General features: G+C 73.5%; 19 protein-coding genes. 11 read left to right on the top strand and 8 right to left on the bottom strand.

The genetic code is table 11. The annotated features are described in order from the left end of the window. Nucleotides 1-40: 40 nt before the first annotated feature. From M0M48_RS04800 to M0M48_RS04790, 3 genes are all read right to left on the bottom strand, one after another. Nucleotides 41-1,552, bottom strand: a complete 1,512-nt coding sequence (locus M0M48_RS04800) for an MFS transporter (protein WP_257750269.1) — start codon at nt 1,550-1,552, stop codon at nt 41-43. 157 nt (nt 1,553-1,709) lie between these two features. Beyond that, nucleotides 1,710-2,840 carry a hypothetical protein gene (locus tag M0M48_RS04795; protein WP_257750268.1) on the bottom strand — a complete coding sequence of 377 codons (1,131 nt, stop codon included), beginning with the start codon at nt 2,838-2,840 and terminating at the stop codon, nt 1,710-1,712. Nucleotides 2,841-2,849: 9 nt separating this feature from the next. Beyond that, a complete protein-coding gene (locus M0M48_RS04790) occupies nt 2,850-3,437 on the bottom strand; it encodes a carboxymuconolactone decarboxylase family protein (protein ID WP_257750267.1) in 588 nt (195 codons plus the stop codon). Between the two features lie 144 nt (nt 3,438-3,581). Between M0M48_RS04790 and M0M48_RS04785 the strand changes: the two genes are divergently transcribed. From M0M48_RS04785 to M0M48_RS04770, 4 genes are all read left to right on the top strand, one after another. Continuing rightward, entirely contained in the window at nt 3,582-5,372 is a 1,791-nt protein-coding gene (locus M0M48_RS04785; protein ID WP_257750266.1) for a DUF3556 domain-containing protein, read from the top strand. Beyond that, nucleotides 5,369-6,862 (top strand): class I adenylate-forming enzyme family protein, encoded by a 1,494-nt coding sequence (locus M0M48_RS04780; protein WP_257750265.1) that lies wholly within the window; start codon nt 5,369-5,371, stop codon nt 6,860-6,862. Before M0M48_RS04785 ends, M0M48_RS04780 begins: the two co-directional genes overlap by 4 nt. Beyond that, nucleotides 6,855-8,120: a PucR family transcriptional regulator gene (locus M0M48_RS04775; protein ID WP_257750264.1), complete on the top strand. Its 1,266-nt coding sequence runs from the start codon at nt 6,855-6,857 to the stop codon at nt 8,118-8,120. The genes M0M48_RS04780 and M0M48_RS04775 overlap by 8 nt, the downstream gene beginning before the upstream one ends. A gap of 93 nt (nt 8,121-8,213) precedes the next feature. Then, nucleotides 8,214-9,626, top strand: coding sequence for a phytoene desaturase family protein (locus M0M48_RS04770; protein ID WP_308220367.1), 1,413 nt, complete (start codon nt 8,214-8,216; stop codon nt 9,624-9,626). 17 nt (nt 9,627-9,643) lie between these two features. On the opposite strand, the gene M0M48_RS04765 is transcribed toward M0M48_RS04770, so the two are convergent. Continuing rightward, nucleotides 9,644-10,876, bottom strand: a complete 1,233-nt coding sequence (locus M0M48_RS04765; RefSeq protein WP_257750263.1) for a PucR family transcriptional regulator — start codon at nt 10,874-10,876, stop codon at nt 9,644-9,646. Between the two features lie 145 nt (nt 10,877-11,021). On the opposite strand from M0M48_RS04765, the gene M0M48_RS04760 reads away from it, so the two are divergent. From M0M48_RS04760 to M0M48_RS04750, 3 genes are read left to right on the top strand one after another with little or no spacing between them, the layout of a single operon-like run. Next, nucleotides 11,022-12,602, top strand: a complete 1,581-nt coding sequence (locus M0M48_RS04760; protein WP_257750262.1) for a GMC family oxidoreductase — start codon at nt 11,022-11,024, stop codon at nt 12,600-12,602. A 24-nt stretch (nt 12,603-12,626) separates the two neighbouring features. Next, nucleotides 12,627-13,973, top strand: a complete 1,347-nt coding sequence (locus M0M48_RS04755; protein ID WP_257750261.1) for a cryptochrome/photolyase family protein — start codon at nt 12,627-12,629, stop codon at nt 13,971-13,973. Beyond that, on the top strand, nt 13,966-14,592 hold the full coding sequence (locus tag M0M48_RS04750; RefSeq protein WP_215815435.1) for an alpha/beta hydrolase: 627 nt from the start codon (nt 13,966-13,968) through the stop codon (nt 14,590-14,592). The genes M0M48_RS04755 and M0M48_RS04750 overlap by 8 nt, the downstream gene beginning before the upstream one ends. Nucleotides 14,593-14,605: 13 nt before the next feature. Here M0M48_RS04750 and M0M48_RS04745 read toward each other — a convergent pair whose 3' ends face one another. Together M0M48_RS04745 and M0M48_RS04740 are read right to left on the bottom strand one after the other, a co-directional pair. Next, nucleotides 14,606-14,866, bottom strand: coding sequence for a metal-sensitive transcriptional regulator (locus tag M0M48_RS04745; protein WP_215815436.1), 261 nt, complete (start codon nt 14,864-14,866; stop codon nt 14,606-14,608). Continuing rightward, nucleotides 14,850-15,281 (bottom strand): DUF302 domain-containing protein, encoded by a 432-nt coding sequence (locus M0M48_RS04740; protein ID WP_257750260.1) that lies wholly within the window; start codon nt 15,279-15,281, stop codon nt 14,850-14,852. The genes M0M48_RS04745 and M0M48_RS04740 overlap by 17 nt, the downstream gene beginning before the upstream one ends. Nucleotides 15,282-15,375: 94 nt before the next feature. On the opposite strand from M0M48_RS04740, the gene M0M48_RS04735 reads away from it, so the two are divergent. Both M0M48_RS04735 and M0M48_RS04730 read left to right on the top strand, forming a co-directional pair. Continuing rightward, nucleotides 15,376-17,514, top strand: a complete 2,139-nt coding sequence (locus M0M48_RS04735) for an MMPL family transporter (protein ID WP_257750259.1) — start codon at nt 15,376-15,378, stop codon at nt 17,512-17,514. Between the two features lie 50 nt (nt 17,515-17,564). Next, nucleotides 17,565-17,942, top strand: coding sequence for a carboxymuconolactone decarboxylase family protein (locus M0M48_RS04730; RefSeq protein ID WP_257750258.1), 378 nt, complete (start codon nt 17,565-17,567; stop codon nt 17,940-17,942). A gap of 184 nt (nt 17,943-18,126) precedes the next feature. Here M0M48_RS04730 and M0M48_RS04720 read toward each other — a convergent pair whose 3' ends face one another. Together M0M48_RS04720 and M0M48_RS04715 are read right to left on the bottom strand one after the other, a co-directional pair. Beyond that, nucleotides 18,127-18,885, bottom strand: a complete 759-nt coding sequence (locus M0M48_RS04720) for an SDR family NAD(P)-dependent oxidoreductase (protein ID WP_257750256.1) — start codon at nt 18,883-18,885, stop codon at nt 18,127-18,129. A 101-nt stretch (nt 18,886-18,986) separates the two neighbouring features. Next, nucleotides 18,987-19,886, bottom strand: coding sequence for an RDD family protein (locus M0M48_RS04715; RefSeq protein WP_257750255.1), 900 nt, complete (start codon nt 19,884-19,886; stop codon nt 18,987-18,989). A 27-nt stretch (nt 19,887-19,913) separates the two neighbouring features. Here M0M48_RS04715 and cls point away from each other — a divergent pair, with 27 nt between their 5' ends. Together cls and M0M48_RS04705 are read left to right on the top strand one after the other, a co-directional pair. Beyond that, nucleotides 19,914-21,386, top strand: coding sequence for a cardiolipin synthase (cls, locus tag M0M48_RS04710; protein ID WP_257750254.1), 1,473 nt, complete (start codon nt 19,914-19,916; stop codon nt 21,384-21,386). A gap of 136 nt (nt 21,387-21,522) precedes the next feature. After that, nucleotides 21,523-21,711: a hypothetical protein gene (locus M0M48_RS04705; RefSeq protein ID WP_257750253.1), complete on the top strand. Its 189-nt coding sequence runs from the start codon at nt 21,523-21,525 to the stop codon at nt 21,709-21,711. The last annotated feature ends 91 nt before the right edge of the window (nt 21,712-21,802 follow it).

Below are 21,802 nucleotides of genomic sequence, written 5' to 3'. Positions count from 1 at the left end.
CCGATCGGCGCGGGGTGACGGCACCTGAGGGTTCTGCGCGTCAGTGCGTGAGCACCACGGCGTCCGCGGCGGCGGGCGCGTCGACCTGCCGGATCGTGCGCGGCAGCAGGGCCGCGACGAGCGCGCCGATGACGGCGGCCCCGGCGCTGATCGAGAACGCGACGAGGTAGCCGTCGTTCGTGTAGAGCACCGCTCCCCCGGTCATCTCGGGCGGCAGCGGCGCGACGTAGGAGTTGTTCAGGACCGCGAACACCACGACCGGGAGGATGGCCGGGAACGCGCTCTGGAAGACGCCCACGATGCTCGCCGTCGAGGCCTGCAGCTGCGGCGGCACCGCGGCGATGAGCAGGTTCGGGATGGCGGCGTACCCGAGGCCCTGCCCGAAGCCGAAGACACCGGCCAGCACGATGAGCAGGCCCTTGCCGTCGTGCGCGACACCGACGGCCGCGAAGCCGGCGGCCATGATGAGCAGTCCCGCGACGAGCAGCGGCTGGGGGCGCATCCGGCGGCCGACGAGCAGGCCCACGACGAGGCCGCCGACCATGACCATCGCGCCGATCGGCGCCTGGAAGACGGCGAATCCCTCGGCGGTGAGGCCGAAGCCGTAGCCGAGGCCGAGCACGGCCGGCGTCATCGCGATCATCGGCAGCAGCATGGTGAACAGCGCGCTGGAGCCGTAGACGAAGCCGGCGCTGATGGTGGTCAGCAGGACCGGGCGGCGGCGCAGCACGTCGATGTCGATGAGCGGCTCGGTGATGGTGCGTGCCGAGAGCAGCCAGGCCGCGACGAGGACGACGCCCGCGACGAGGTAGCCGAGCGTGCGGCCGGAGGTCCAGCCCCAGGTGGGACCGAAGCTCACCGCGACCAGGATGCCGGCGATGCCGCCGCCCAGCAGGACCGCGCCCAGCAGGTCGAGGCGCGCCCGGGAGCGGACCGGCGACTCGTCGGTGGACACCGCGATCATCGCGCCGAGCACGACCAGGCCGATCAGCGAGAACCAGAAGATGCTGCGGAAGCCGTGGTCGTCGATGAGCCAACCGGTCAGGAACGGCGCGGGGATCGCGACGAGACCCATGCCGCTGGTGGCCACGCTCACCGCGAGCGCGACCGTACGGGCCGGGAAGACGTCGCGGATGAGCGAGTAGCTCAGGAACAGGCACGGGACCAGCAGGCCGGACAGGGCGCGGCCCGCGATGAGGACGCCGTAGCTCGTCGCCACCGCAGAGAGCAGCGAGCCGAGCGCCGAGCCGGCGACGCAGACGAGCAGCATCCGGCGCTTGCCGTGCAGGTCCGCCAGCCGGCCGACCAGGGGCGCCGCGACGGCCCCGAGCAGCAAGAACGCCGTGAGGAGCCAGGCGCCCTGGCTGGTCTGGTAGTGCGTGGTGATCGTCGGGAGCGCCATGGCGATCATCAGGTAGCTGATCGTGAGCATCTCCAGCAGGAGCACGATCGAGACGAGGGAGAACACCAGGCGCGGCGTCCACTGCTCCGGGGCTCCGGGAGCGCCAGGGGCGGCGGACGGCGGCAGGGCGCTGTCGTGGGCGGTGACCATCGTGAGATTCCTTCCGGGAGGCCGAGCAGACGGCTCGGCGCACCTCCGGCGGCGCCGGAGTGAGGCACATCACAGGGCACGGCGGGGCCGTGCCGGTCACCTGCTCCCGCAGCGCGGGAGCGTCGCGCGCAGGTGGCGCGCGGCTCTGATCACCCGCTCACGGCCGGACCCACGCGTGGAAGAGCGGGACGCCCTCCCAGGCCCCGCCGCGGGCGAGCGCGACGAGCGCGTGGGGGCGGTCGTAGGTGACCGTCACCCGCGCCACCCGGCGCTCGACGTACGACGGCATGCCGGCGGCGCGCACCGACATCGCCGTGACCGCCGCGGCCCGGAACCCGTCGGCGTCGTACGACGCGGTGGCGGCCTGCACGCACTGCAGGTCGATGCCGCGCGCGGTCGCCTCGGGCGGCAGCAGCGCGCCCAGCCCCCGGCCGGTCTCGGCCACCCCGGGCGCCTCGGTCAGGTCGTGCTCGGCCTCGGCCTTCCAGGCCGGGAGCCGCCCGGTCCACACCTCGGCGCCGTCCTCGGGCGCGCCCCACGCCTCGAACCGCTCGGTGCCCTCGGTGACCCGCCAGGCGTGCCCGTCGGCGAGCGCACCGGCCGGCCAGTCGCCGTGCGCGAGCGTCCCGCCGAGGTGGCGCGCGACGACCTCGTCGACGGCCTGCCAGACGTCGGCGGCCGGGACCTCCGGCGCCGCGATCACACTCAGCACGTCGATGTCGTCGCCGCTCGGCGGGCTCGCCACCGCGACCGGTCCGGCGGCCTCGGTCGCCACGATCGCCTGCAGCTCGCCGTCGAGCAGGAGCAGGCCGTCGGCGTCCGTGCCCAGCCGGCGGCGCCAGCGCGGCTCGGTGACCAGGGCCGAGGCGAGCAGCAGGAGCGTGCGCTCGTCCACCTCGACGGGGAACCTCTCGATCAGGCCCCGGGTGTGCGCGGCGGCCCAGGCGTCGAGCACGTCCTGGCCCGGCAGCGGCTCGACCGCGACCGGCCCGGGCAGCGCCCGCGCCAGCGTCAGCCCGGGCTTGAGCCACCCGCCGAGCGCCGCCCCGACCGCCGGGTGCGGGTCGGCGAGCAGCGCGGTCGCCAGCGCCGTCGCCTCGGCGGCACCCACCCCGAGCACGTCCTCCAGCACGGCGCGGTCGGGCGGCTCGACGACCTCGGCGACCGAGGCGAGCAGCAGCCAGAGGCCCGCGGCGGACGCGATCGGCGCCTCGTCGAGGCCGGCCGCGGCGCGGAGCCGGGTGGCGTGGTCGCGCAGCGCGGGCACGGGGACGGTGGGAGTCGCCATGGAGCAACGCTAGACGTCCGGCGTCTCCGGCAGCGGGACCCGCCAGACGCGCAGGCTGAGCGCGAGCATCTCGTAGTACCCGACGAGCGTGACCAGCTCGGCGAGCCGCGCGGACCCGAGGGCCGCCTCGCCCGCGCGGAAGGTCGCGTCGTCGAGGTCGCGGGTGGCGACGAGGGCCGTGACCACGGCGTGCACCTGGGCCTCCTCGGCGCCGAACGTACCGGCCGCCCGGCCCGCCCGGAGGTCCGCGAGCTCGGCCTCGCTCAGCCCACTGCGCCGGGCCACCCGCTCGTGCGCCCAGACCTCGAAGTCGCTGCGGTGGGCGTGGGCGACGGCGAGGATCGCGATCTCCCGCTCCCGCCCGCTCAGCGACGTCCGGTAGCGCAGCGCGGCCCCGAGCTCCTGGACCGCGGCCCCGCTCTCCGGGGCGAGCAGCATCGCGTCGAAGGGACCTTCGAGGCGGCCGTCCGCGTCGGTCAGGGCGAACGCGGGGTCCCGGCCCCGGTCGCCGCCGACGATCGCGTCGTACAGGGCGCGCCGGCCGGCGTCGAGCTCGTCCGGGGCGCGCCAGGGCGCCCGCCGTTCGTTCGCCGTCATGGCGGCGAACGTAGCAACGCTTGTCCGCGGCGGACGAAGGACGCCGCGATCTTCGGTCGTCGCGGCCGTGACCCCCGCCACATCCGCGGACCTACCTTCATCGCGGGCCGCCGAGCGACCCGTCCCCACGAAGGAGCCAGACCGATGCCATTCCTCACCCCCGACGTCCCGCCGGTCGAGCCGGCGGAGTTCCTGACCCGCCCCCGCCAGGAGCGGATCCGCGTGCTCGCCACCTTCTGGAGCGAGTACGGCTTCGGCACCCCCAAGATGGTGCACACGATCTACATCGTGAAGCTGCTCGTGCTCTACATCGGTGGCGGTGTCGCGCTCGCGACGCTGACCTCGGACGTCGGCGGTCCCCTCGACGTCGGGCAGTGGTGGGACCAGCCGGTGATCTACCAGAAGCTCGTGCTGTGGACGGTCTTCCTCGAGCTCTTCGGGATCGGCGGCACCTGGGGCCCGCTGGCCGCGCACTTCAAGCCGATGACCGGTGGCATCAGCTACTGGGCCCGCCCGGACACCATCCGGCTCCCCCCGTGGCCCGGCAAGGTGCCGCTCACGTCCGGTGACAACCGCACGCCGTTCGACGTCCTGCTCTACCTCGCCTGCCTCGGCAGCCTGCTGTACGCCGCCTTCGCCGGCCCCGCGACGATCGACGGCATCCCGTTCGCGATGGTCGACCCCGTCCTGATGCTGGTCCCGGCCGTGCTGCTCGTACTCTGCGGCCTGCGCGACAAGACGCTCTTCCTCGCCGCCCGCGGGGAGCAGTACCTGCCGATCCTGCTGGTCTCGTCGGCCGTGGGCTCGATCCTCACGTTCACCGACTTCATCGTCGCGGCCAAGCTGATCATCGTCATCGTCTGGGTCGGTGCCGCGATCTCCAAGATGAACCCGCACTTCGAGAACGTCGTCCCGCCGATGGTCTCCAACGCGCCCTTCACGCCGAAGTGGGTCAAGCGCGCCCACTACCGCTCGCTGCCCGGCGACCTGAAGCCGTCAAAGGTCGCGTGGTTCATGGCGCACGTGCTCGGCACGACCGCCGAGCTCGTCGTGCCGCTGGTGCTGCTGTTCAGCACGAGCTGGCCGCTCACCCTGCTCGCCGTGGGCGCGATGGTGCTCTTCCACCTCTTCATCACCCAGACGTTCCCGCTCGCGGTGCCGCTGGAGTGGAACATCCTCTTCGCCTACATCGCCGTGTTCCTGTTCGCGGGCCACTTCGCGGGCGACGGCTACGCGATCACCGACCTCAGCGAGCCGTGGCTGCTGCCGGTGCTCGTCGTCGCGCTGTTCTTCTTCCCCGTGCTCGGCAACCTGCGCCCCGACCTGGTCTCGTTCCTGCCCTCCATGCGGCAGTACGCCGGCAACTGGGCGTCCGCGACCTGGGCCTTCAAGCCCGGTGCCGAGGCCAAGCTCAACCAGCTCAAGAAGCCCGCGAAGAACCAGATCGACCAGCTCGTCGACGGCATGGGCTACGACCCCGACGTCGCCGAGATGACGATGCAGATGACGCTGAGCTGGCGCTCGATGCACAGCCAGGGCCGCGGCCTGTTCTCGGTGCTGCAGAACTACCTGGGCGACGAGTACGAGACCTACTCGCTGCGCGAGGCGGAGTTCTGCTGCAACGCGGTCATCGGCTGGAACTTCGGCGACGGCCACCTGCACGACGACCAGCTCATCAACGCGATCCAGCGCCGGATCGGCTTCGAGCCCGGCGAGTTCGTGGTGGTCTGGGTCGAGTCGCAGCCGATCCACAAGCCCACCCAAGCCTACTTCGTCATGGACGCCGCCCTCGGCGTCGTCGAGCGGGGCACCTGGCGGGTGCGCGACTGCGTGGACGCCCAGCCCTGGCTGCCCGACGGCCCGGTCCCGACCGACGTCACCTGGCGCCACCCGCAGTACCACCCCGCGCTCGGCTCCCCCGAGGTCACGGCATGAGCGCGCTCGCCCGGATCCCCTTCGACCGCGCCGCGCAGGACCCCACCGGGGCCTGCCTCCGCGACGGGGAGCGCTCGCTCGACAACGCCGCCTTCGCCGACGCCGTACGACGCCTCGCCCACCGGTTCGCCGGCCTGGGCGTGGCGCCGGGCGACCTGGTCGCGGTGATGCTGCCGAACTGCGCGGAGATCGTCACCACCCAGTTCGCCGCCTGGTACGGCGGTTCCGCGCTCACGCCGATCAACCCGGTGCTGACCGACGACGAGGCCCGCTACCAGCTCGAGGACTCGGCCGCGGCCGTCCTCGTCGGTGACGAGCGGGCCCGGGACCTGGCCGCCTCCCTCGGCATCGCCTGGGTGGACGCGGCGACGGTGCACGCGCCCGCCACCGCGTCCGCCACCGACGACGGCGCGGCCGGTCCCGTGGCCCAGCCGGGCGACTTCGCGCTGGTCATCTACACGAGCGGCACGACGGGTCGTCCCAAGGGCGTGCTGCTCGACCACGCGAACCTCGACGCGATGAGTGCCTCCCTCGTCGAGCACTTCGCGCTCTCCCCCGCCGACACGAGCCTGCTGGTCCTGCCGCTGTTCCACGCCAACGGCCTGATCGCCAGCGTGCTCTCACCGCTGCGGGCCGGCGGGGACGTCGTGGTGGCGCCACGGTTCTCGCCCGACACCTTCTGGGGGCTCGTCGAGACCCACCGGCCGACGTACTTCTCGGCGGTGCCGACGATCTACGCCGTCCTCGACGCACGCACCGCGTGGACCCACGACACCTCGTCGCTGCGCTTCGCCGTGTGCGGCGCGGCGCCCATGCCGGCCGAGCTGATCACCCGCTTCGAGGAGCGCTTCGGCATCCCGGTCGTCGAGGGCTACGGACTCTCCGAGGGCAGCGTCGCCTCGACGATCAACCCGGTCGACGGTGTCCGCAAGCCCGGCACCGTCGGGATCGCGCTGCCCGGCCAGGAGGTCGCCGTCGTCTCCGCGGCCGGCGACCCGCTGCCGCCGGGCCAGCGCGGCGAGGTGGTGATCCGCGGCGCCAACGTGATGCGCGGCTACCTCGGCAGGCCCGAGGAGACGGCCCGGACGGTGCGCGACGGCTGGCTGCACACCGGGGACGTCGGGATCGTCGACGAGGACGGCTACCTGCGCATCGTCGACCGGATCAAGGACCTCATCATCCGTGGCGGCGAGAACATCTACCCCAAGGAGATCGAGGAGTGCCTCTACGGCCATCCCGCGGTCCTCGAGGCGGCCGTCGTGGGCCGGCCCGACCCGGTGCTCGGCGAGGTCCCCGTCGCGTACGTCGCCACCCGCCCCGGCCGGACGGCGAGCGCCGACGAGCTGCTCGCCCACTGCGCGGCGTCGCTGGCCCGCTACAAGGTGCCCGCCCGGGTCGAGGTGCTCGCCGAGCTGCCGAAGAACTCCGTCGGCAAGCTCGTCAAGGGATTGCTGCGCGAGCTCGATCTGCCACACTGCGGCCATGGGTGAGGCTCCCGGCGACCTGGTCGAGACGGTCGCCGCGGCGCTCCAGCAGCGCCTCCCCGATCTCACCGGCGCCCTGCGCGACCGGCTCTCGACCCGGATCGAGGAGCTCGACGGCGACGCCGCGATCATCGAGCTGCTCTACGCCAGCATCGAGGGCAACATCGAGAACATCCTCTACTCGCTGCGCCACGACATCACCCTCGACAAGATCGAGCCGCCGTCGGCCGCCTACGAGTACGCGCGGCGCCTGGCTCAGCGCGGGGTCGCGGTGAGCGCGCTGGTGCGCGCCTACCGCCTCGGCCAGCAGCACCTGCTGGAGCTGATGTTCGCCGAGTGCGAGCGGATGGACGCCGAGCCGGCCGCGCGGGCCGCGGCGTACGAGGAGGTCGTCGCGGTCACCTTCGACTACATCGACTGGATCTCGCAGCGCGTCATCACCGTCTACGAGGACGAGCGCGAGCGCTGGCTGGCCGAGCGCAGCAACGCCCGGGTGGGCCGGGTCCAGGAGCTCATCGCCGGTCGCGTCGCCGACGTCGACGCCGCCGAGACCGTGCTCGGCTACCGGCTCCGCGTGCCCCACCTCGGCGCCGTGCTGTGGGTGCACGAGGCCGGCACCCAGCAGGACCAGCTCGCCCGGTTCACCCGGGCCGCGGGCGTGATCGCCGAGCAGCTCGGCTCGACCCGCGCGCCGCTGATCATCCCCCACGACCGGGCCACCGCCTGGGCGTGGTTCGCGGTCGCCGACGACGTCGTGCCCGACCTCGACCAGATCGCCGCGCTCCTCACCCGCTCCAGCGGACCGCCGGTGCCGCGGGTCGCGCTCGGCCGGCCCTCGTCCGGGGTCGAGGGCTTCCGGCGTACCCACCGCGAGGCGCTCGACGCCCAGCAGGTCGCGATGGTCGGCGACGACGCCCGTCGTACGGTCACGGGGTTCGACGAGCCCGGCCTCAAGATCGCCGCGCTGCTGGCCCACGACCTCGACACCGCCCGGACCTGGGTCCAGGAGACCCTCGGCGACCTGGCCCGCGACGACGAGCAGCACGAGCGGCTGCGGCACACGCTGCTGCTGTTCTTCCAGAACGACAGCAGCTACACCGCCACCGCCGAGGCGATGCTCATGCACAAGAACTCCGTGAAGTACCGGATCGCGTCCGCCGAGAAGGCGCTCGGGCGCTCGATCAGCTCCGACCGCCAGGCCATCGAGCTCGCCCTCACCGCCTGCCACTGGCTCGGCCGCGCGGTCCTCGTCGGCGTGGCCTGAGGCGGCCGTTGTGCGCTGGGACCAAAGCCCGCCGCCGAAGTCCGGCCCCGCAGGACATGGGTACGACGCCCCCGCGCGCCCTACGGTCGTCCCATGACCGACGCCCTCGTGATCGGCAGCGGGCCCAACGGCCTCGCCGCCGCCCTGACCCTGGCCCGGGCCGGCGTCGCCGTGACCGTGCTCGAGGCCCAGGACGAGATCGGCGGCGGCACCCGCACCGTCCAGCCCTTCGGCGAGGGGATCCTCGTCGACCACTGCGCCGCCTTCCACCCGATGGCCCTGCAGTCGCCCGTGCTGGCAGGCCTCGACGCCCACGGCCTGCAGTGGGCCTGGCCCGAGATCGACGCCGCGCACCCCCTCGACGACGGCCCGGCCGCGCTCCTGCACCGCTCCGTGGCCGAGACGGCCGCCGGCCTCGGCGCCGACGGGCGGCGCTGGAGGATGCTGTTCGACGGCCCCTCGAAGCGCTACCCGAACTATGCCGGCGACATCCTCGGCCCCGTCGTCCACGTGCCCCGCCATCCCCTGCTGATGGGCCGCTTCGGCGCCCCGACCGTGCTGCCGGCCGCGCTGCTGGCCCGGTTCCTGCGCACCGAGCGCGCCCGCGCGCTGCTGCTCGGCACCACCGCCCACGCCATGCGGCCGCTGACCGAGGTGGTCTCGTCCGCGATCGGCATGGGCATCCTGACCGCCGGCCACCACGACGGCTGGCCCGTCGTGGTGGGCGGCACCCAGGCGCTCACCGACGCGATGGCGGCGGCCCTCGTCGAGCTCGGCGGCAAGATCGAGACCGGTGTCCCGGTCACCTCGGTCTCCCAGCTGCCCCGCGCGGACGCCGTCCTGCTCAACCTCAACCCGCAGGCCGCGCTCGGTCTCTACGCCGACCGGATCCCCGCCGCCACCCGCCGCTCCTACCGCCGCTACCGCTACGGACCCGGCGCCTACAAGGTCGACCTCGCCGTCCACGGCGGCGTCCCCTGGCGCGACCCCGACGTCGGCCGGGCCGGCACCGTGCACCTCGGCGGCGGCCCCGCCGAGATCATCGCCAACGAGAAGGCGGTCGCCTCCGGGCGGATGCCCGAGCGCCCGTTCGTCCTCCTCGGCCAGCAGTACCTCGCCGACCCCACGCGCTCGCGCGGCGACGTCCACCCCGTCTACACCTACGCCCACGTCCCCGCCGGCTACGACGGCGACGCCACCGAGGCGATCATCGACCAGGTCGAGCGCTTCGCCCCCGGCCTGCGCGAGCGGATCGTCGGCGTCCACGTCACCCGGCCCGCGCAGTTCACCGAGGCCAACGCCAACTACGTCGGCGGCGACATCCTCACCGGCGCCAAGTCGCCCGGAGCGCTGCTGCTCGGCCCGCGCCCGGGCCGCAATCCCTACCGGACCGGCGCCGCCGGGGTCTACCTCTGCTCGGCGGCCGCACCGCCGGGACCGGGTGCGCACGGGATGGCCGGCTACCGCGCCGCCCAGCTCGCACTGCGCGACCTCGGGCTGCGCTGACCCTGGGACCCGCAGCCTCAGTCGAGCGCATCGGGGCCGTAGACCTCCAGCCAGCGCAGGCTCGTCTCCAGCACCGCCGCCCGGTCGGCGAGGCGGTGGCCGAGCTGCTCCTCGACCCGGCCCACCCGGTAGCGCACGGTGTTGGGGTGGACGAAGAGCGCCTGGGCGGCGAGGTCGACGTTCTGCCCGACCCGGAGGTAGGTCAGCGCCGTGGCCCGCAGCGCGTCCTGGCCGCGCGCGCCGCCCAGCGACGGGCCGAGCTCGCGGCGCACGAGGTCGCGGGCGAGGTCGGAGTCGCCGACCAGGCTGACCAGCTCGACGTCGCCGTAGGCGTGGCACGACGCGGGCGCCCGTACGCCGACCCGCTGCGCCGCGACCGCCTGCAGGTGGCTGGTCCGGAACGCTCCGGGCCCGCTGCACGGCGTACCGAGGGCCAGGTGGAGGTCGAGGGAGTCCACCAGGTCGCCGACCTCGGCCGTGTCGAGCACCGGCGGCTCCGCCGTCGCCACCCAGCCCCACAGCTCGCGGCTGGCCGCGAGGAGCGTCAGCGGCGCCGGCAGGCCGAGCAGGTGGCACACGCGCACGGCGACGTCGTAGAAGGGCGTGTCGGTGAGGGCGGTCGGCGCCGCGGACAGCACGAACGCGGTCTGCCACAGCCCCAGCTTGTGCCCGAGGACCCGCTCGGTCATCGTGCCCGGCTCGGCACCGGCGATGAGCGACTCGATGATCTCGCCACGACGGGCCTGCGCGCCCTCGGTCAGCGCCGCGCGCTCCTGGGTGAAGTGCAGGATCAGCGACTCGATCGACTCGTCGATCCACTGCTCGGCGCGCTGCCACAGCGTCAGCAGCGCCTCGTCCCGCGGGAGCCCGGTCGGAAGCAGGTCGGCGTGGGTGTGCTCGGTCAGGTAGCGGAAGGTGCTCTTGTTGGCCACCCGGTAGACCTTGAGCAGGACGCTGATGTCCAGGTGCCGGCGCGCGATCGAGAGGCTGAGCGCGATCGCGGCGGGCGGCAGCGCGAGCCGGTACTCGTCGGAGAGGCCGACCACGAGGAAGTTGCGCCAGTGTGCGCGGGTCGAGGCGTGCAGCTCCTCGACCAGGGTGGGGTCGCCCGCGATCTCGGGGATCGCGGCGACGATCACCTCGTCGACGCTGCGCACGAACTCGTCGACCTCGGCGGGGCGCAGCGCGTCCTCGACGAACTGCTGGAGCCACGCACGCACCGCGGGCGACTCGTTCTCGCGCACCCCCATGGGCCCTCCTCTTTGGTGTCCCCGACGTCTCGACGCAGTCAACGAGGCGGACGGCACCCGGGGCTTGGAGCATGCCACAAAAGCCGCCGAGCATTGTGGGGTCGGTCACAAGCGCCTCCCACCGACCTGCGCCCACGCTGAGGCCATGAGCGAGTACGACTACATCGTGGTGGGCAGCGGCTCCGGCGGCGCGGTCCTCGCCGGACGACTCAGCGCGGACCCGTCCGTCTCGGTCCTGGTGATCGAGGCCGGCGGCCGCAGCCGGCCGAGCATGAACGTGCAGATCCCGGCGGCGTTCGCGAAGCAGTTCCGGACCAAGCTCGACTGGGGCTACGACTCCGAGCCCGAGCCGCACCTCGACGGCCGCCGGATCTACCAGCCGCGCGGCAAGATGCTCGGCGGCACCAGCGGCATGAACGCGATGATCTACATCCGCGGCCACCGCACCGACTACGACGGCTGGGCCAAGGCCGGCGCCACCGGCTGGTCGTACGACGAGGTGCTCCCCCTGTTCCGCCGGATGGAGACCAACAGCCGGGGCGCGAGCGAGTTCCACGGCGCCCGCGGCCCCCAGTACGTCGAGGACGCCCCCGACCCGCGCGAGGGCTCGCGCCGCCTCGTCGACGCGATGGCGGAGGTCGGCATCGGCCGCACCGACGACTTCAACGGCGCGCAGCAGGAGGGCGCCGGCCTCTACCAGCGCTTCACCCGCCGCGGCCAGCGCTGGACGGTCTGGGACGGCTACCTCGCCCCGCACCGCAAGCGCCCGAACCTCACCATCACCCCCCACGCGCTGGTCCACCGGGTCGTCCTCGAGAACGGCCGCGCCACCGGCGTCGTCGCACGCGTCGGCGGCGAGACGCGCACCTTCCGCGCCCGGCGCGAGGTCGTGCTCAGCGCCGGCGCCTACAACACGCCGCAGCTGCTCATGCTGTCCGGCATCGGCCCGGCCGACCACCTCGCCGAGCACGGCATCACCACCGTGGTCGACAACCCGCACGTCGGCGCGCACCTGATGGACCACCCGATGTACCTGGTCAACTGGGACAGCAGCCACCCCGACAACCTCGCCTCCGCCGAGAAGCCCGCACAGCTCGTCAGCTACCTGCTGCGCCGCAAGGGGATGCTCACCTCCAACATCGGCGAGGCCGGCGCGTTCTTCCGCACCAGCGTCGCGGACGACGCCCCGGCGATGCAGATGATCGGCGCGCCGGTCTACTTCTGGGAGCACGGCGCCGCGACGTACGACGGCAAGGCGATCGCGATCGGGCTGTCCCTGGTGGGCGCGAAGTCCGAGGGCACGGTCCGGCTGGCGTCGGCCGACCCCGAGCGGGCACCGCGGATCCGCAACGACTACTTCTCCCACCCCGACGACATGACGTCGATGCTCGACGGCATCGAGCGGGCCCGCGAGGTGATGAACGCCCAAGCCCTGCGCGGGTTCGCGAACCACGAGATCCACCCGGGGCCGTCGTACGGCAGCGGCCGGGCGGACCTCACCGCGGCGGTACGCCGGGGCGTCGAGCACACCTACCACCCCAGCTGCACCGCACGGATGGGCACCGAGACCGAGGGCGTGCTCGACGCGCAGCTGCGGGTGCACGGCGTCGCCGGGCTCCGCGTGGTGGACGCGTCGGCGATGCCGCGGGTGACCCACGGCAACACCCACGCCCCCACCATGCTCATCGGCGAGAAGGCCGCGGACCTCCTCCGCGACGGGGCCTGACCGGCGATCTGCCAGCATGGCGGGGTGACTCCGAGCATCCTGTGGTTCCGCCGGGACCTGCGGCTCGGCGACCACCCCGCCCTCCTGGCCGCCGCCGGCGAGGGACCGGTGCTGCCGCTGTTCGTCCTCGACGACGACCTCCTCGGCCCGTCAGGCCCCGCCCGGACGGCCTTCCTGCTGCGCTCCCTGCGTGCGCTCGACGCCGACCTGCGCCGGCACGGGCCGGGTCTCGTCGTCCGCCGGGGCCGGCCCGAGGACGTGCTGCCCGCACTGGTGCGCGAGACCGGTGCGGGCGCGGTGCACGTGAGCGCCGACTTCGGCCCCTACGGCGCCGCCCGCGACGAGCGCGTGGCCCAGGCCCTCGGCGAGGTCCCCCTGGTCCGCACCGGGTCGCCGTACGCCGTGGCGCCGGGCCGGCTCCACACCAAGGGCGGCGATCCCTACAAGGTCTTCACGCCCTTCTACCGCGCCTGGGCCGACCACGGCTGGCGCGCGCCCGCCGGCTCGGACCCGGCCACCGTCGACTGGGTCACCGCGCCCCGTGCGGACCTGCCGGACGAGCCGGTCGTCGACGCCGAGCTGCCCGAGGCCGGCGAGGCGGCGGCGCTCACCCGCTGGGACGCCTTCCGCGGCACGCCGTACGACGACATCCGCGACCGCCCCGACCTCGACGAGACCTCGCGCCTGTCGACGTACCTGCGGTGGGGCGCGGTGCACCCGCGCACCCTGCTCGCCGGCCTCGACGCCCGGCACACCCACGACCAGGTGTTCCGCCGCGAGCTGGCCTGGCGCGAGTTCTACGCCCACGTGCTCCATGCCTGGCCGGGCACCGCGCGGGCCTACTTCCGGCCCGAGCTCCAGGCTCTGCCCTACGTCACCGGGCGCGAGCAGCGCCGCCGGCTCGATGCGTGGGCGGCCGGGACGACCGGCTTCCCGATCGTCGACGCCGGGATGCGCCAGCTCCTCGCCGAGGGCTGGATGCACAACCGGGTGCGGATGATCGTCGCGTCCTTCCTGGTCAAGGACCTCCAGGTCGAGTGGACCCACGGCGCCGCGCACTTCATGGCGCACCTGGTCGACGGCGACCTGGCCAGCAACCAGCACAACTGGCAGTGGGTCGCGGGCTGCGGGACCGACGCGGCGCCGTACTTCCGGGTGTTCAACCCGATCACCCAGGGCGTGAAGTTCGACCCCGACGGCGCCTACATCCGGCGCTGGGTGCCCGAGCTCGCCGCCCTCGGCACACCGGCCGTGCACCGGCCCTGGACGGCCGGCCCGCCCGAGGGCTACCCGGCCCCCATGGTCGACCACTCGATCCAGCGCGAGGAAGCCCTCGCCGCCTACCAGCTGCTGCGGAGGACCCATGCCTGACGGACGCGCGCTCACCGACCGCCTGCTGCCCGCGGACCCGCGCGCCCTGGTGCTGGTGCTCCACGGCGGCGCCGACCGGTCGACCGCGCCGCTCGGCCCGCGCAGCGGCGCCTGGCGGCGCAGCCAGGCCCTGGCCCGGCACCTCGCCCCGACGCTGCTCGCCGACGACATCGGTATCGTGGTGCTGCGCTACGGCGTCAAGGGCTGGAACGCCGGCGTCGACGAGCTGCCCTCACCTGTCCCGGACGCGCGCTGGGCGCTCGACGAGATCACCGCCGAGCACGACGTACCGGTGGCGATCGTCGGGCACTCGATGGGCGCGCGCACCGGCGTCGCCGTCGCCGACCACCCGTCGGTGCGCGGTGTCGTCGCGCTCGCCCCGTGGCTGCCGGCCGACGACCCGATCACGCCGCTGACCGGCAAGGTGCTCCGCGCCGCGCACGGCCGGCTCGACCGGATCACCTCGCCCCGCGCCACCCGGAAGTACGTCGAGCGCGCCGCCGCCGTCGCCGACACCGAGTTCACCGACATGGGCCCGATCGGGCACTACATGCTGCGCCGGGTCCCGCTGTGGAACGCGGTCACGGCCGCGAGCGTGCGCGAGATCCTGGCCCGCTGAGCCCGGCGCCCGCTCAGGCGAGCGCGAGGAAGAGCTTCTCCATCTTCTTCGCGTCGACGCTGTCGGGGCCGCCCTCGACCAGGCACTTCTGCAGGCCGGTGGCCACGAGCGCGTAGCCGCCGCGCCCGACCGCCTTGTTGACCGCGGCGAGCTGCATCAGCGCGTCCTCGCACTCGGCGCCCTCCTCGAGCATCCGGATCACCGAGGCGAGGTGACCGTTGGCCCGCTTGAGGCGGGTGATGATCGCCTTGATCTCGTCAGGCTCCAGCTTCATCGACGCGCTCCTTGTCTGCGGTGAGGGACTCCATCATCCCGGTCAGCCGGGCCCGGGCGTCGGCGGCCACCTCGGCGAGCTCCGGACGGGGCGCCAGCGTGGCGAGGAGACCGGGGTCCATCACGTCGACCCGGGTGCGGCCCTCCCCTGCGTCGGCCACCACGACGTTGCACGGCATCAGCGCCGCCACCCGCGGCTCGGCCTGGAGCGCGCGATGCGCGAGCTGCGGCCGGCACGCCCCCAGGATCAGCTGGGCCGGGACGTCCTCGTCGAGCTTGGCCTTGAGCGTCGCGCGGATGTCGATCTCGGTCAGGACGCCGAACCCGGCGTCGGCCAGCAGCGTGCGCACGCGGGCGACCGTGGCGTCGTACGGCGACGGGACGGTGGCGCTGATCGTGAAGGCGGCGGGGTCCATGGGTGCTCCTCAGTCGATTCGTTATCCCCCCGGGGGGATCTGCTACGGTCCTCATCGTAACCCCCCGGGGGGATAATCGAAAGGAGGCGCCACCGTGGCGCAGCACACCTCGCGGCCTGGTCCGCTCGGCCGCCTCGGCGTCCGGGTCACCGAGCACGGCCGCCTCGTCGCGATCGCCTGGATCGCCGTCGTGGTCGGGCTCGGGATCTTCGCGCCGTCGGTCGAGAAGAACCTGTCCGGCGCGGGCTGGCAGGCCGACGGCTCGGAGTCGGTCGCCGTGCGCGACCTCGCCCAGGAGCACTTCGACGGCAACGCCAGCCACGCGATCCAGGTCGTCGTGCACAGCACCGACGGGCCGCTGTCCGGCGCCGAGGGGGCACGCGTGATCGCCCAGGTGACGCGCGTGCTGGAGTCCGAGCCGCGCCTCGCCGGGGTGGTGCCGCCCGTGCCCGGCGCCAGCCTCTCCCCCGACGGCCGGACCGCCGTCGTCCTGGCCGGCGCCGGGGTCGACACCAACGAGATGGTCCGGGTCGCCTCCGACCTCAAGGAGGAGCTCCAGGCCCTGTCGACCCCGACCGTCGAGGTCAACCCGACCGGCTCGTCGCTGCTCTGGTCGGACTTCAACGAGGCCAACCTCGAGGCGATGCTGACCTCGGAGATGGTCTCCTGGCCGGTCACGCTGGCGATCCTCGTGCTCGCGTTCGGCGCGCTCGTCGCCGCCGGCCTCCCCCTCCTGCTGACCCTCGCGGGACTCATCGCCTCCGCCGGGTCGCTGGTGCTCGTCAACGAGCTGGTGCCGGTCTCCATCTGGGCGATGAACTTCGCGATGATGTTCGCGCTCGCGCTCGGCATCGACTACGCGCTCTTCCTCGTGGTCCGCTACCGCGCCGCCCGCGCGGCCCGGCCCGACGCCTCCCGCGAGGCCGTCGCACGGGCGGTCGCGGAGACCATGGACACCGCCGGCAAGGCCGTGCTCCTGTCCGGAGCGACCGTGCTCGTGTCGCTCTCGGCCGTGCTGCTCGTGCCGTCGCCGTCCTTCCGCTCGATGGCCGGCGGGATCATGATCGCCGTCGTCTTCGTGCTGGCCGCGACGCTGACCCTGCTGCCGCTGGTGCTCGCCCGACTCGACGACCGGATCAACCGGCTCGCCCTGCCCTGGGCCAAGGCCGGCGAGCACCGCTCCCCCGTCTTCGCCCGCTGGGGCGCCCACCTGTGGCGCTGGCCGGTCGCCTGGGGCGTCGGCGCGACCGTCGTCCTGCTGGTGCTGGCCGCGCCGGTCGTCGGCCTCAAGACCGGCATGCCGTCGATCAAGGTGCTGCCCGAGGACGCCAGCGCCCGGGTCGGCTACGAGCAGGTCAAGGACGCCTTCGGTCCCGGCGCGCCCGGCATGCTGCAGGTCGTCGTCGACCGCGCGGACGCCGACGCGGCGGCCACGGTGCTGGCCGGCGACCCCGGCATCCAGGGCGTGCTGCCCACGCTGCCGGCGTCCGACGGCAGCGACCTCGCGCTGCTCCAGGCCGTCCCGACCGTCGACCCCTCCGACCCGGACCTGCCCGCGACCGTCGAGCGACTGCGCGCCGACCTCCCGTCGTCCGCCCTCGTCGGCGGCGCCGCCATCGAGAACATCGACCTCACCGACCAGCTCCACCGCTCGACGCCGCTCGTCATCGGCGTCGTGCTCCTGCTGGGCTTCCTGCTCCTGCTCATCGCCCTGCAGGCGCCGTTGATCGCGCTGCTCGGCACCCTCGCGAGCCTGCTGTCGACCGCGGCCGCCTTCGGCGTCGCCCGGCTGCTCTTCCAGGACGGCCACGGCTCCGGCCTGCTCGGCTTCGAGCACCAGGGCTTCCTCGACGCGTGGGCGCCGGTGTTCTTCTTCGCGATGATCTTCGCGATCGCGATGGACTACACCGTGTTCCTGCTGGCCTCGGCCAAGGAGCACTGGGAGCGCTCCGGCGACCCCCGCGAGGCCATGGTCGGCGCCGTCGCCCACTCGGGCCGGGTGATCTTCGCGGCCGGCGGCGTGATGGTCGCGGTGTTCTTCACCTTCGCGCTCTCCGGTCCGCTGCCCCCCAAGGAGATGGGCGTCATCCTCGGCGTCGCCGTCCTGCTCGACGCCTTCCTGGTCCGGCTCGTGCTGCTCCCCGTCCTGCTCCGCCTCTCCGGCCGCGCCGCCTGGGCGACGCCCGGCTGGCTGCGCCGGATCCTGCCCCGCATCACCTTCGCCCACGACTGACCGCACACCCACCACACCACCCACCGCACCACCCAGCGAGAGGAACCACCATGACCAGCTCACCCCACGCCAAGCCGATCCTCGACGAGCTCTCGCCGCTGCACCGGCAGCTGCGCCGCGCGATCCCCGACGTCTACCAGGGCTTCGGCGCGCTCTCGGCCGCCGCCTTCGCCGACGGCGCCCTCGACCCGCGCACCAAGGAGCTCATCGCCCTCGCCATCGGCGTCGTCGAGGGCTGCGACGGCTGCATCGCCTCGCACGCCCAGGCCGCGGCCCGCGCCGGCGCGACCAAGCAGGAGGCCGCCGAGGCGATCGGCGTCACCTTCCTCATGCACGGCGGCCCCGCGACCATCCACGGCGCCCGTGCCTACGACGCCTTCTGCTCGTTCGCCGACGCCCTCGACCCCGCGGCCCAGCAGGAGGGCTGAGCGATGTGCCACCCCGCCCGCTGTCGTACCTGCGGCAGGACGACCTGGTCCGGCTGCGGCCGGCACGTCGCCGCCGTCCGCGCCCGGGTGCCCGCCGACCAGTGGTGCGGCGGGCACGAGCCCGGGGACCGGCCGGACCGAGGCCCGGCCCCGGGCCCAGGCCCGGGTCTGCTGCGCCGGTTGCTCAGAGCAACGACGAGGTGAGCCCGCCGTCGAGGGTGAGCACGCTCCCGGTCACCCACGACTGCTCCGGGTCGGCGAGGAAGCCGACCGCGCGGGCGACGTCCCCGGTCGTGCCGAAGCGGCCCTGCTTGGCCTCGACGACCGGCCCGAAGCCGCCCTCGTCGAGGCCCAGGTTCCGCTCGAACTCCGGCGCCGCCGCGGTGACGAGGTCGGTCCCGATGAACCCGGGCGCGACGGCGTTGACCCGCACCCCGTGCGCCCGCAGCTCCACGGCGGCGGTCTTCGTCAGGTTGAGGACCGCCGCCTTGGCCGCGGCGTAGGACGAGATCAGCGGCGAGCCCGTCGTCCCCGTGACCGAGGCGATCGTGACGATCGCGCCGCCCCCGGAGGCGATGATCGCGGGGGCCGCCCAGCGCAGGCTGGTGAAGACGCCGTCCAGGTTGACCGAGGTGACGGCCCGCCAGGCGGCGAGGTCCATCTCCAGGATGGGCGCCACCACGCCGATCCCGGCGTTGGGCACCATCAGGTCGAGCCGGCCGTAGTGGTCGGTGGCGGCCGCGACGAGCGCCCGGACCTGGTCCTCGTCCCGCACGTCGCACGGTACGGCGATCGCGCCGTCCAGCCCGGCCGCGGCCTGCTCGGCGGCCTCGGCCTCGAGGTCGGAGACGACGACCCGGTAGCCGCGCCGGGTGAGGTCCTGCGCGATGGCGAGGCCGATGCCCTTGGCGGATCCGGTGACGATGGCGACAGGTGTGGTCATGGCGATCACGCTAGGAAAAGCCGGGCACTCCCGGACCGGCCCCGCGGCACAAGAACCCGGCGCCCGCTTGTGCCCACCGGACGATGCGCCGCCGGCGCCGGTCAGGCCGCGTCGTGCGCCCGCAGGTACGCCGCCAGCGGCCCCGGCATCTGCGCCGGCCGGTCCCCCCAGTCGTAGACGACGGCCGTGCCCGCGATCAGGTCGTGCAGCGCCCGGTGGTCGCGGCGGAGCACCGCCGGCACCAGACCCAGCCCGAACAGCGACAGGCTGAGCGGCAGGACCAGCGCGCGCACCAGGGCGGCGAAGGCGCTGAGCGGGCGCCCGCTGCGGGCGACCACCTTGAGGCCGACGATCGCCTTGCCGACGGTCCGGCCGGTGACGGCGGTGCTCCCGACGACGTACAGCGCCGCCCAGGTGAGCAGGGCGATCGTGGCGACGGTCCCGGAGCCGCCGTCGATGGACACGTTGAACAGCGCGTCGAGCAGGAAGCTGGTCAGCCCCACCCCGATCGAGTACGACGCCAGCACCACGCCCACGTCGATCGCGACCGCCGCCGCCCGGCCGACCGGCCCGGCGTACCGCCCGGTGGCCGAGGCGCGCTCGCTCGCGAGCAGCGGCGGCCCCAGCGGCGCGGGGGCCCGGCGGCGCAGCACCCGGTCGACGATGCCGCCGACGACCGTGTCGAGACCGACCACCTGGCGCCGCGCGATGTCGAGCGTGCGGCCCGCCAGCCGGCCCGTCGTGTCGGCGACCACGTCGGGGATCCCGGCCCGCTGGACCAGCTCCTCCAGGTCCACGCGGGCGAGCAGCCGGTCCACGTCGACCCGGTCCAGCAGCCGGTCCACGTCGACCCGGTCGAGCAGGCGGTTGACGTCCACCCGTTCGAGCAGCGCGTCCACGTCGACCTGCTCGATGATCTCCTCGATCGGCACGACGTCGACCACCTTTCCGGTGACCGCGCCCGCGACACGTCCGAACAAGCTCGGCTCTGGCGGCGTCATGGGGTCAGGATTCCATAGGGTGCACCCATGAATTTGCTCGTTCCGACGTCGACTCTCGGCTGGATCATCTTCGGCCTGGACATGGTGCTGCGCTTCGTCGCGCTCGGCATCATCCCGGGCAACCGGAAGCCGTCGACGGGCATGGCCTGGCTGCTCCTCATCATGATCGAGCCGATCATCGGCTTCTCGATCTTCCTGCTGCTCGGCCGGACCCGCCTGGGCAACCGCCGGATCACCCGTCAGCGCACCGCGCTGGCGGCCATCCGCGAGCAGTCCGAGCGGCTGCCGCTGTCGTTCGACAGCAGCCGCCTGTCCGCGCCGATGGCCCGGGTCGCCGACCTCAACCGGCACCTCGGCGCGCTCCCCCTGACCGGCGGCAACGAGGTCCAGCTCTGGCCGGACTACGCCGGGACGATGGCCGAGATGGCCGCCGAGATCGACCGCGCGCGCAGCCACGTCCACATCGAGTTCTACATCACCGCGTGGGACGAGGTGACCGACCCGGTGTTCCAGGCGATGATCCGGGCGACCGAGCGCGGGGTCGACGTACGGCTGCTGTTCGACCACATCGGCTCGCGCCGGATCCCCGGCTACAAGAAGATGGTCAAGCGGCTGCGCGGCACCCGCATCTCCTGGCACCCGATGCTGCCGATCAAGCCGCTCCAGGGCCGGTTCCGGCGCCCGGACCTGCGCAACCACCGCAAGATCCTCGTCGTCGACGGCAGCGTCGGCTTCACCGGCTCGCTCAACCTCACCGAGCCCGGCTACAACAAGCCCGCCAACCACAGGCTCGGCCGCGAGTGGGTCGAGCTGATGGTCCGTCTCGAAGGACCCGTCGTCGGCGCGCTCAACTCCGTCTTCGCCTCCGACTGGTACGTCGAGACCGGCCAGGTCGTCGACCTCGTCCCGGTCTTCGGCGAGCCCGACGCCCGCCCCGACGAGGTCTTCGACGTGCCCTGCCAGGTGGTCCCCAGCGGCCCCGGCATCGTCGCGGAGAACAACCTGCGCATGTTCACCACGCTGCTCTACGCCGCCACCGAGCGGATCTCGCTCACCTCCCCCTACTTCGTCCCCGACGAGTCGCTGCTCTACGCGGTCACCACGGCGGCCGAGCGCGGGGTCGACGTCGAGCTGTTCGTCAGCGAGGTCTCCGACCAGTTCCTCGTGGGGCACGCGCAGGCGTCGTATTACCGGGCGCTGCTCGAGGCCGGCGTGCGGATCTACCAGTACCCGGCGCCGTACGTGCTGCACTCGAAGCACTTCACCATCGACGACCAGGTCGCCGTCGTCGGGTCGAGCAACATGGACATGCGCTCGTTCGCGCTCAACTACGAGGTCTCGCTGATGATGCCGGACGCCGCCGTCGTCGCGAAGATGCGCGAGGTCGAGGACACCTACCGCGCCCTGTCCAAGGAGCTCACCCTCGCCGACTGGGAGCAGCGCCCCGCCCGCAGCAAGTACGTCGACAACGTGGCCCGGCTGACCGCGGCCCTGCAGTAGCGCCGGCTGCCGGCTGCCGGCTGCCGGGCCCCGGTCCCAGCCGGGATGACCCGTCCGGACGGCTCGCCGCAGCCGACCGGCCGGACCTCGCCCGAACCCGTTGCCGCCCCCGGCCATCGGGACGATCCTCGAAACCATGAGAGCAGCCAGCGTCACGCCGGCACCCGAGGTCCCGCACCTGGCGGCCGACCTCGAGGAGGCCATCGTCGAGATCGCCGTCTCCGAGCGCGCGCTCGACGACGTCCTGGCCCGGGCGTCGCGCCTGCACGCGAGCCGGATCGCGCACGACCCGCGCACCTGCCTGGTCTGCTTCGGCGAGCGCTGAGCTCCGAGCTCTCAGGAGGGCGCACCCCTTGACAGCGTGATCGAACGCATGTTCGAATGAGGTCACGCCGGAGCAATAACCCTCGGTCGCT

It is taken from the genome of Pimelobacter simplex (genome assembly GCF_024662235.1).
GTDB lineage: Bacteria > Actinomycetota > Actinomycetes > Propionibacteriales > Nocardioidaceae > Nocardioides.
The sequence above is the reverse complement of the archived record's forward strand: the minus strand, read 5'-3'. Positions and strand labels throughout refer to the sequence as shown.

Coding starts and splice junctions, on each gene's coding strand:
- M0M48_RS04800 (WP_257750269.1), bottom strand. CDS start 1,552: ATGGTCACCGCCCACGACAGCGCCCTGCCGCCGTCCGCCGCCCCTGGC.
- M0M48_RS04795 (WP_257750268.1), bottom strand. CDS start 2,840: ATGGCGACTCCCACCGTCCCCGTGCCCGCGCTGCGCGACCACGCCACC.
- M0M48_RS04790 (WP_257750267.1), bottom strand. CDS start 3,437: ATGACGGCGAACGAACGGCGGGCGCCCTGGCGCGCCCCGGACGAGCTC.
- M0M48_RS04785 (WP_257750266.1), top strand. CDS start 3,582: ATGCCATTCCTCACCCCCGACGTCCCGCCGGTCGAGCCGGCGGAGTTC.
- M0M48_RS04780 (WP_257750265.1), top strand. CDS start 5,369: ATGAGCGCGCTCGCCCGGATCCCCTTCGACCGCGCCGCGCAGGACCCC.
- M0M48_RS04775 (WP_257750264.1), top strand. CDS start 6,855: ATGGGTGAGGCTCCCGGCGACCTGGTCGAGACGGTCGCCGCGGCGCTC.
- M0M48_RS04770 (WP_308220367.1), top strand. CDS start 8,214: ATGACCGACGCCCTCGTGATCGGCAGCGGGCCCAACGGCCTCGCCGCC.
- M0M48_RS04765 (WP_257750263.1), bottom strand. CDS start 10,876: ATGGGGGTGCGCGAGAACGAGTCGCCCGCGGTGCGTGCGTGGCTCCAG.
- M0M48_RS04760 (WP_257750262.1), top strand. CDS start 11,022: ATGAGCGAGTACGACTACATCGTGGTGGGCAGCGGCTCCGGCGGCGCG.
- M0M48_RS04750 (WP_215815435.1), top strand. CDS start 13,966: ATGCCTGACGGACGCGCGCTCACCGACCGCCTGCTGCCCGCGGACCCG.
- M0M48_RS04745 (WP_215815436.1), bottom strand. CDS start 14,866: ATGAAGCTGGAGCCTGACGAGATCAAGGCGATCATCACCCGCCTCAAG.
- M0M48_RS04740 (WP_257750260.1), bottom strand. CDS start 15,281: ATGGACCCCGCCGCCTTCACGATCAGCGCCACCGTCCCGTCGCCGTAC.
- M0M48_RS04730 (WP_257750258.1), top strand. CDS start 17,565: ATGACCAGCTCACCCCACGCCAAGCCGATCCTCGACGAGCTCTCGCCG.
- M0M48_RS04720 (WP_257750256.1), bottom strand. CDS start 18,885: ATGACCACACCTGTCGCCATCGTCACCGGATCCGCCAAGGGCATCGGC.
- M0M48_RS04715 (WP_257750255.1), bottom strand. CDS start 19,886: ATGACGCCGCCAGAGCCGAGCTTGTTCGGACGTGTCGCGGGCGCGGTC.
- cls (WP_257750254.1), top strand. CDS start 19,914: ATGAATTTGCTCGTTCCGACGTCGACTCTCGGCTGGATCATCTTCGGC.
- M0M48_RS04705 (WP_257750253.1), top strand. CDS start 21,523: ATGAGAGCAGCCAGCGTCACGCCGGCACCCGAGGTCCCGCACCTGGCG.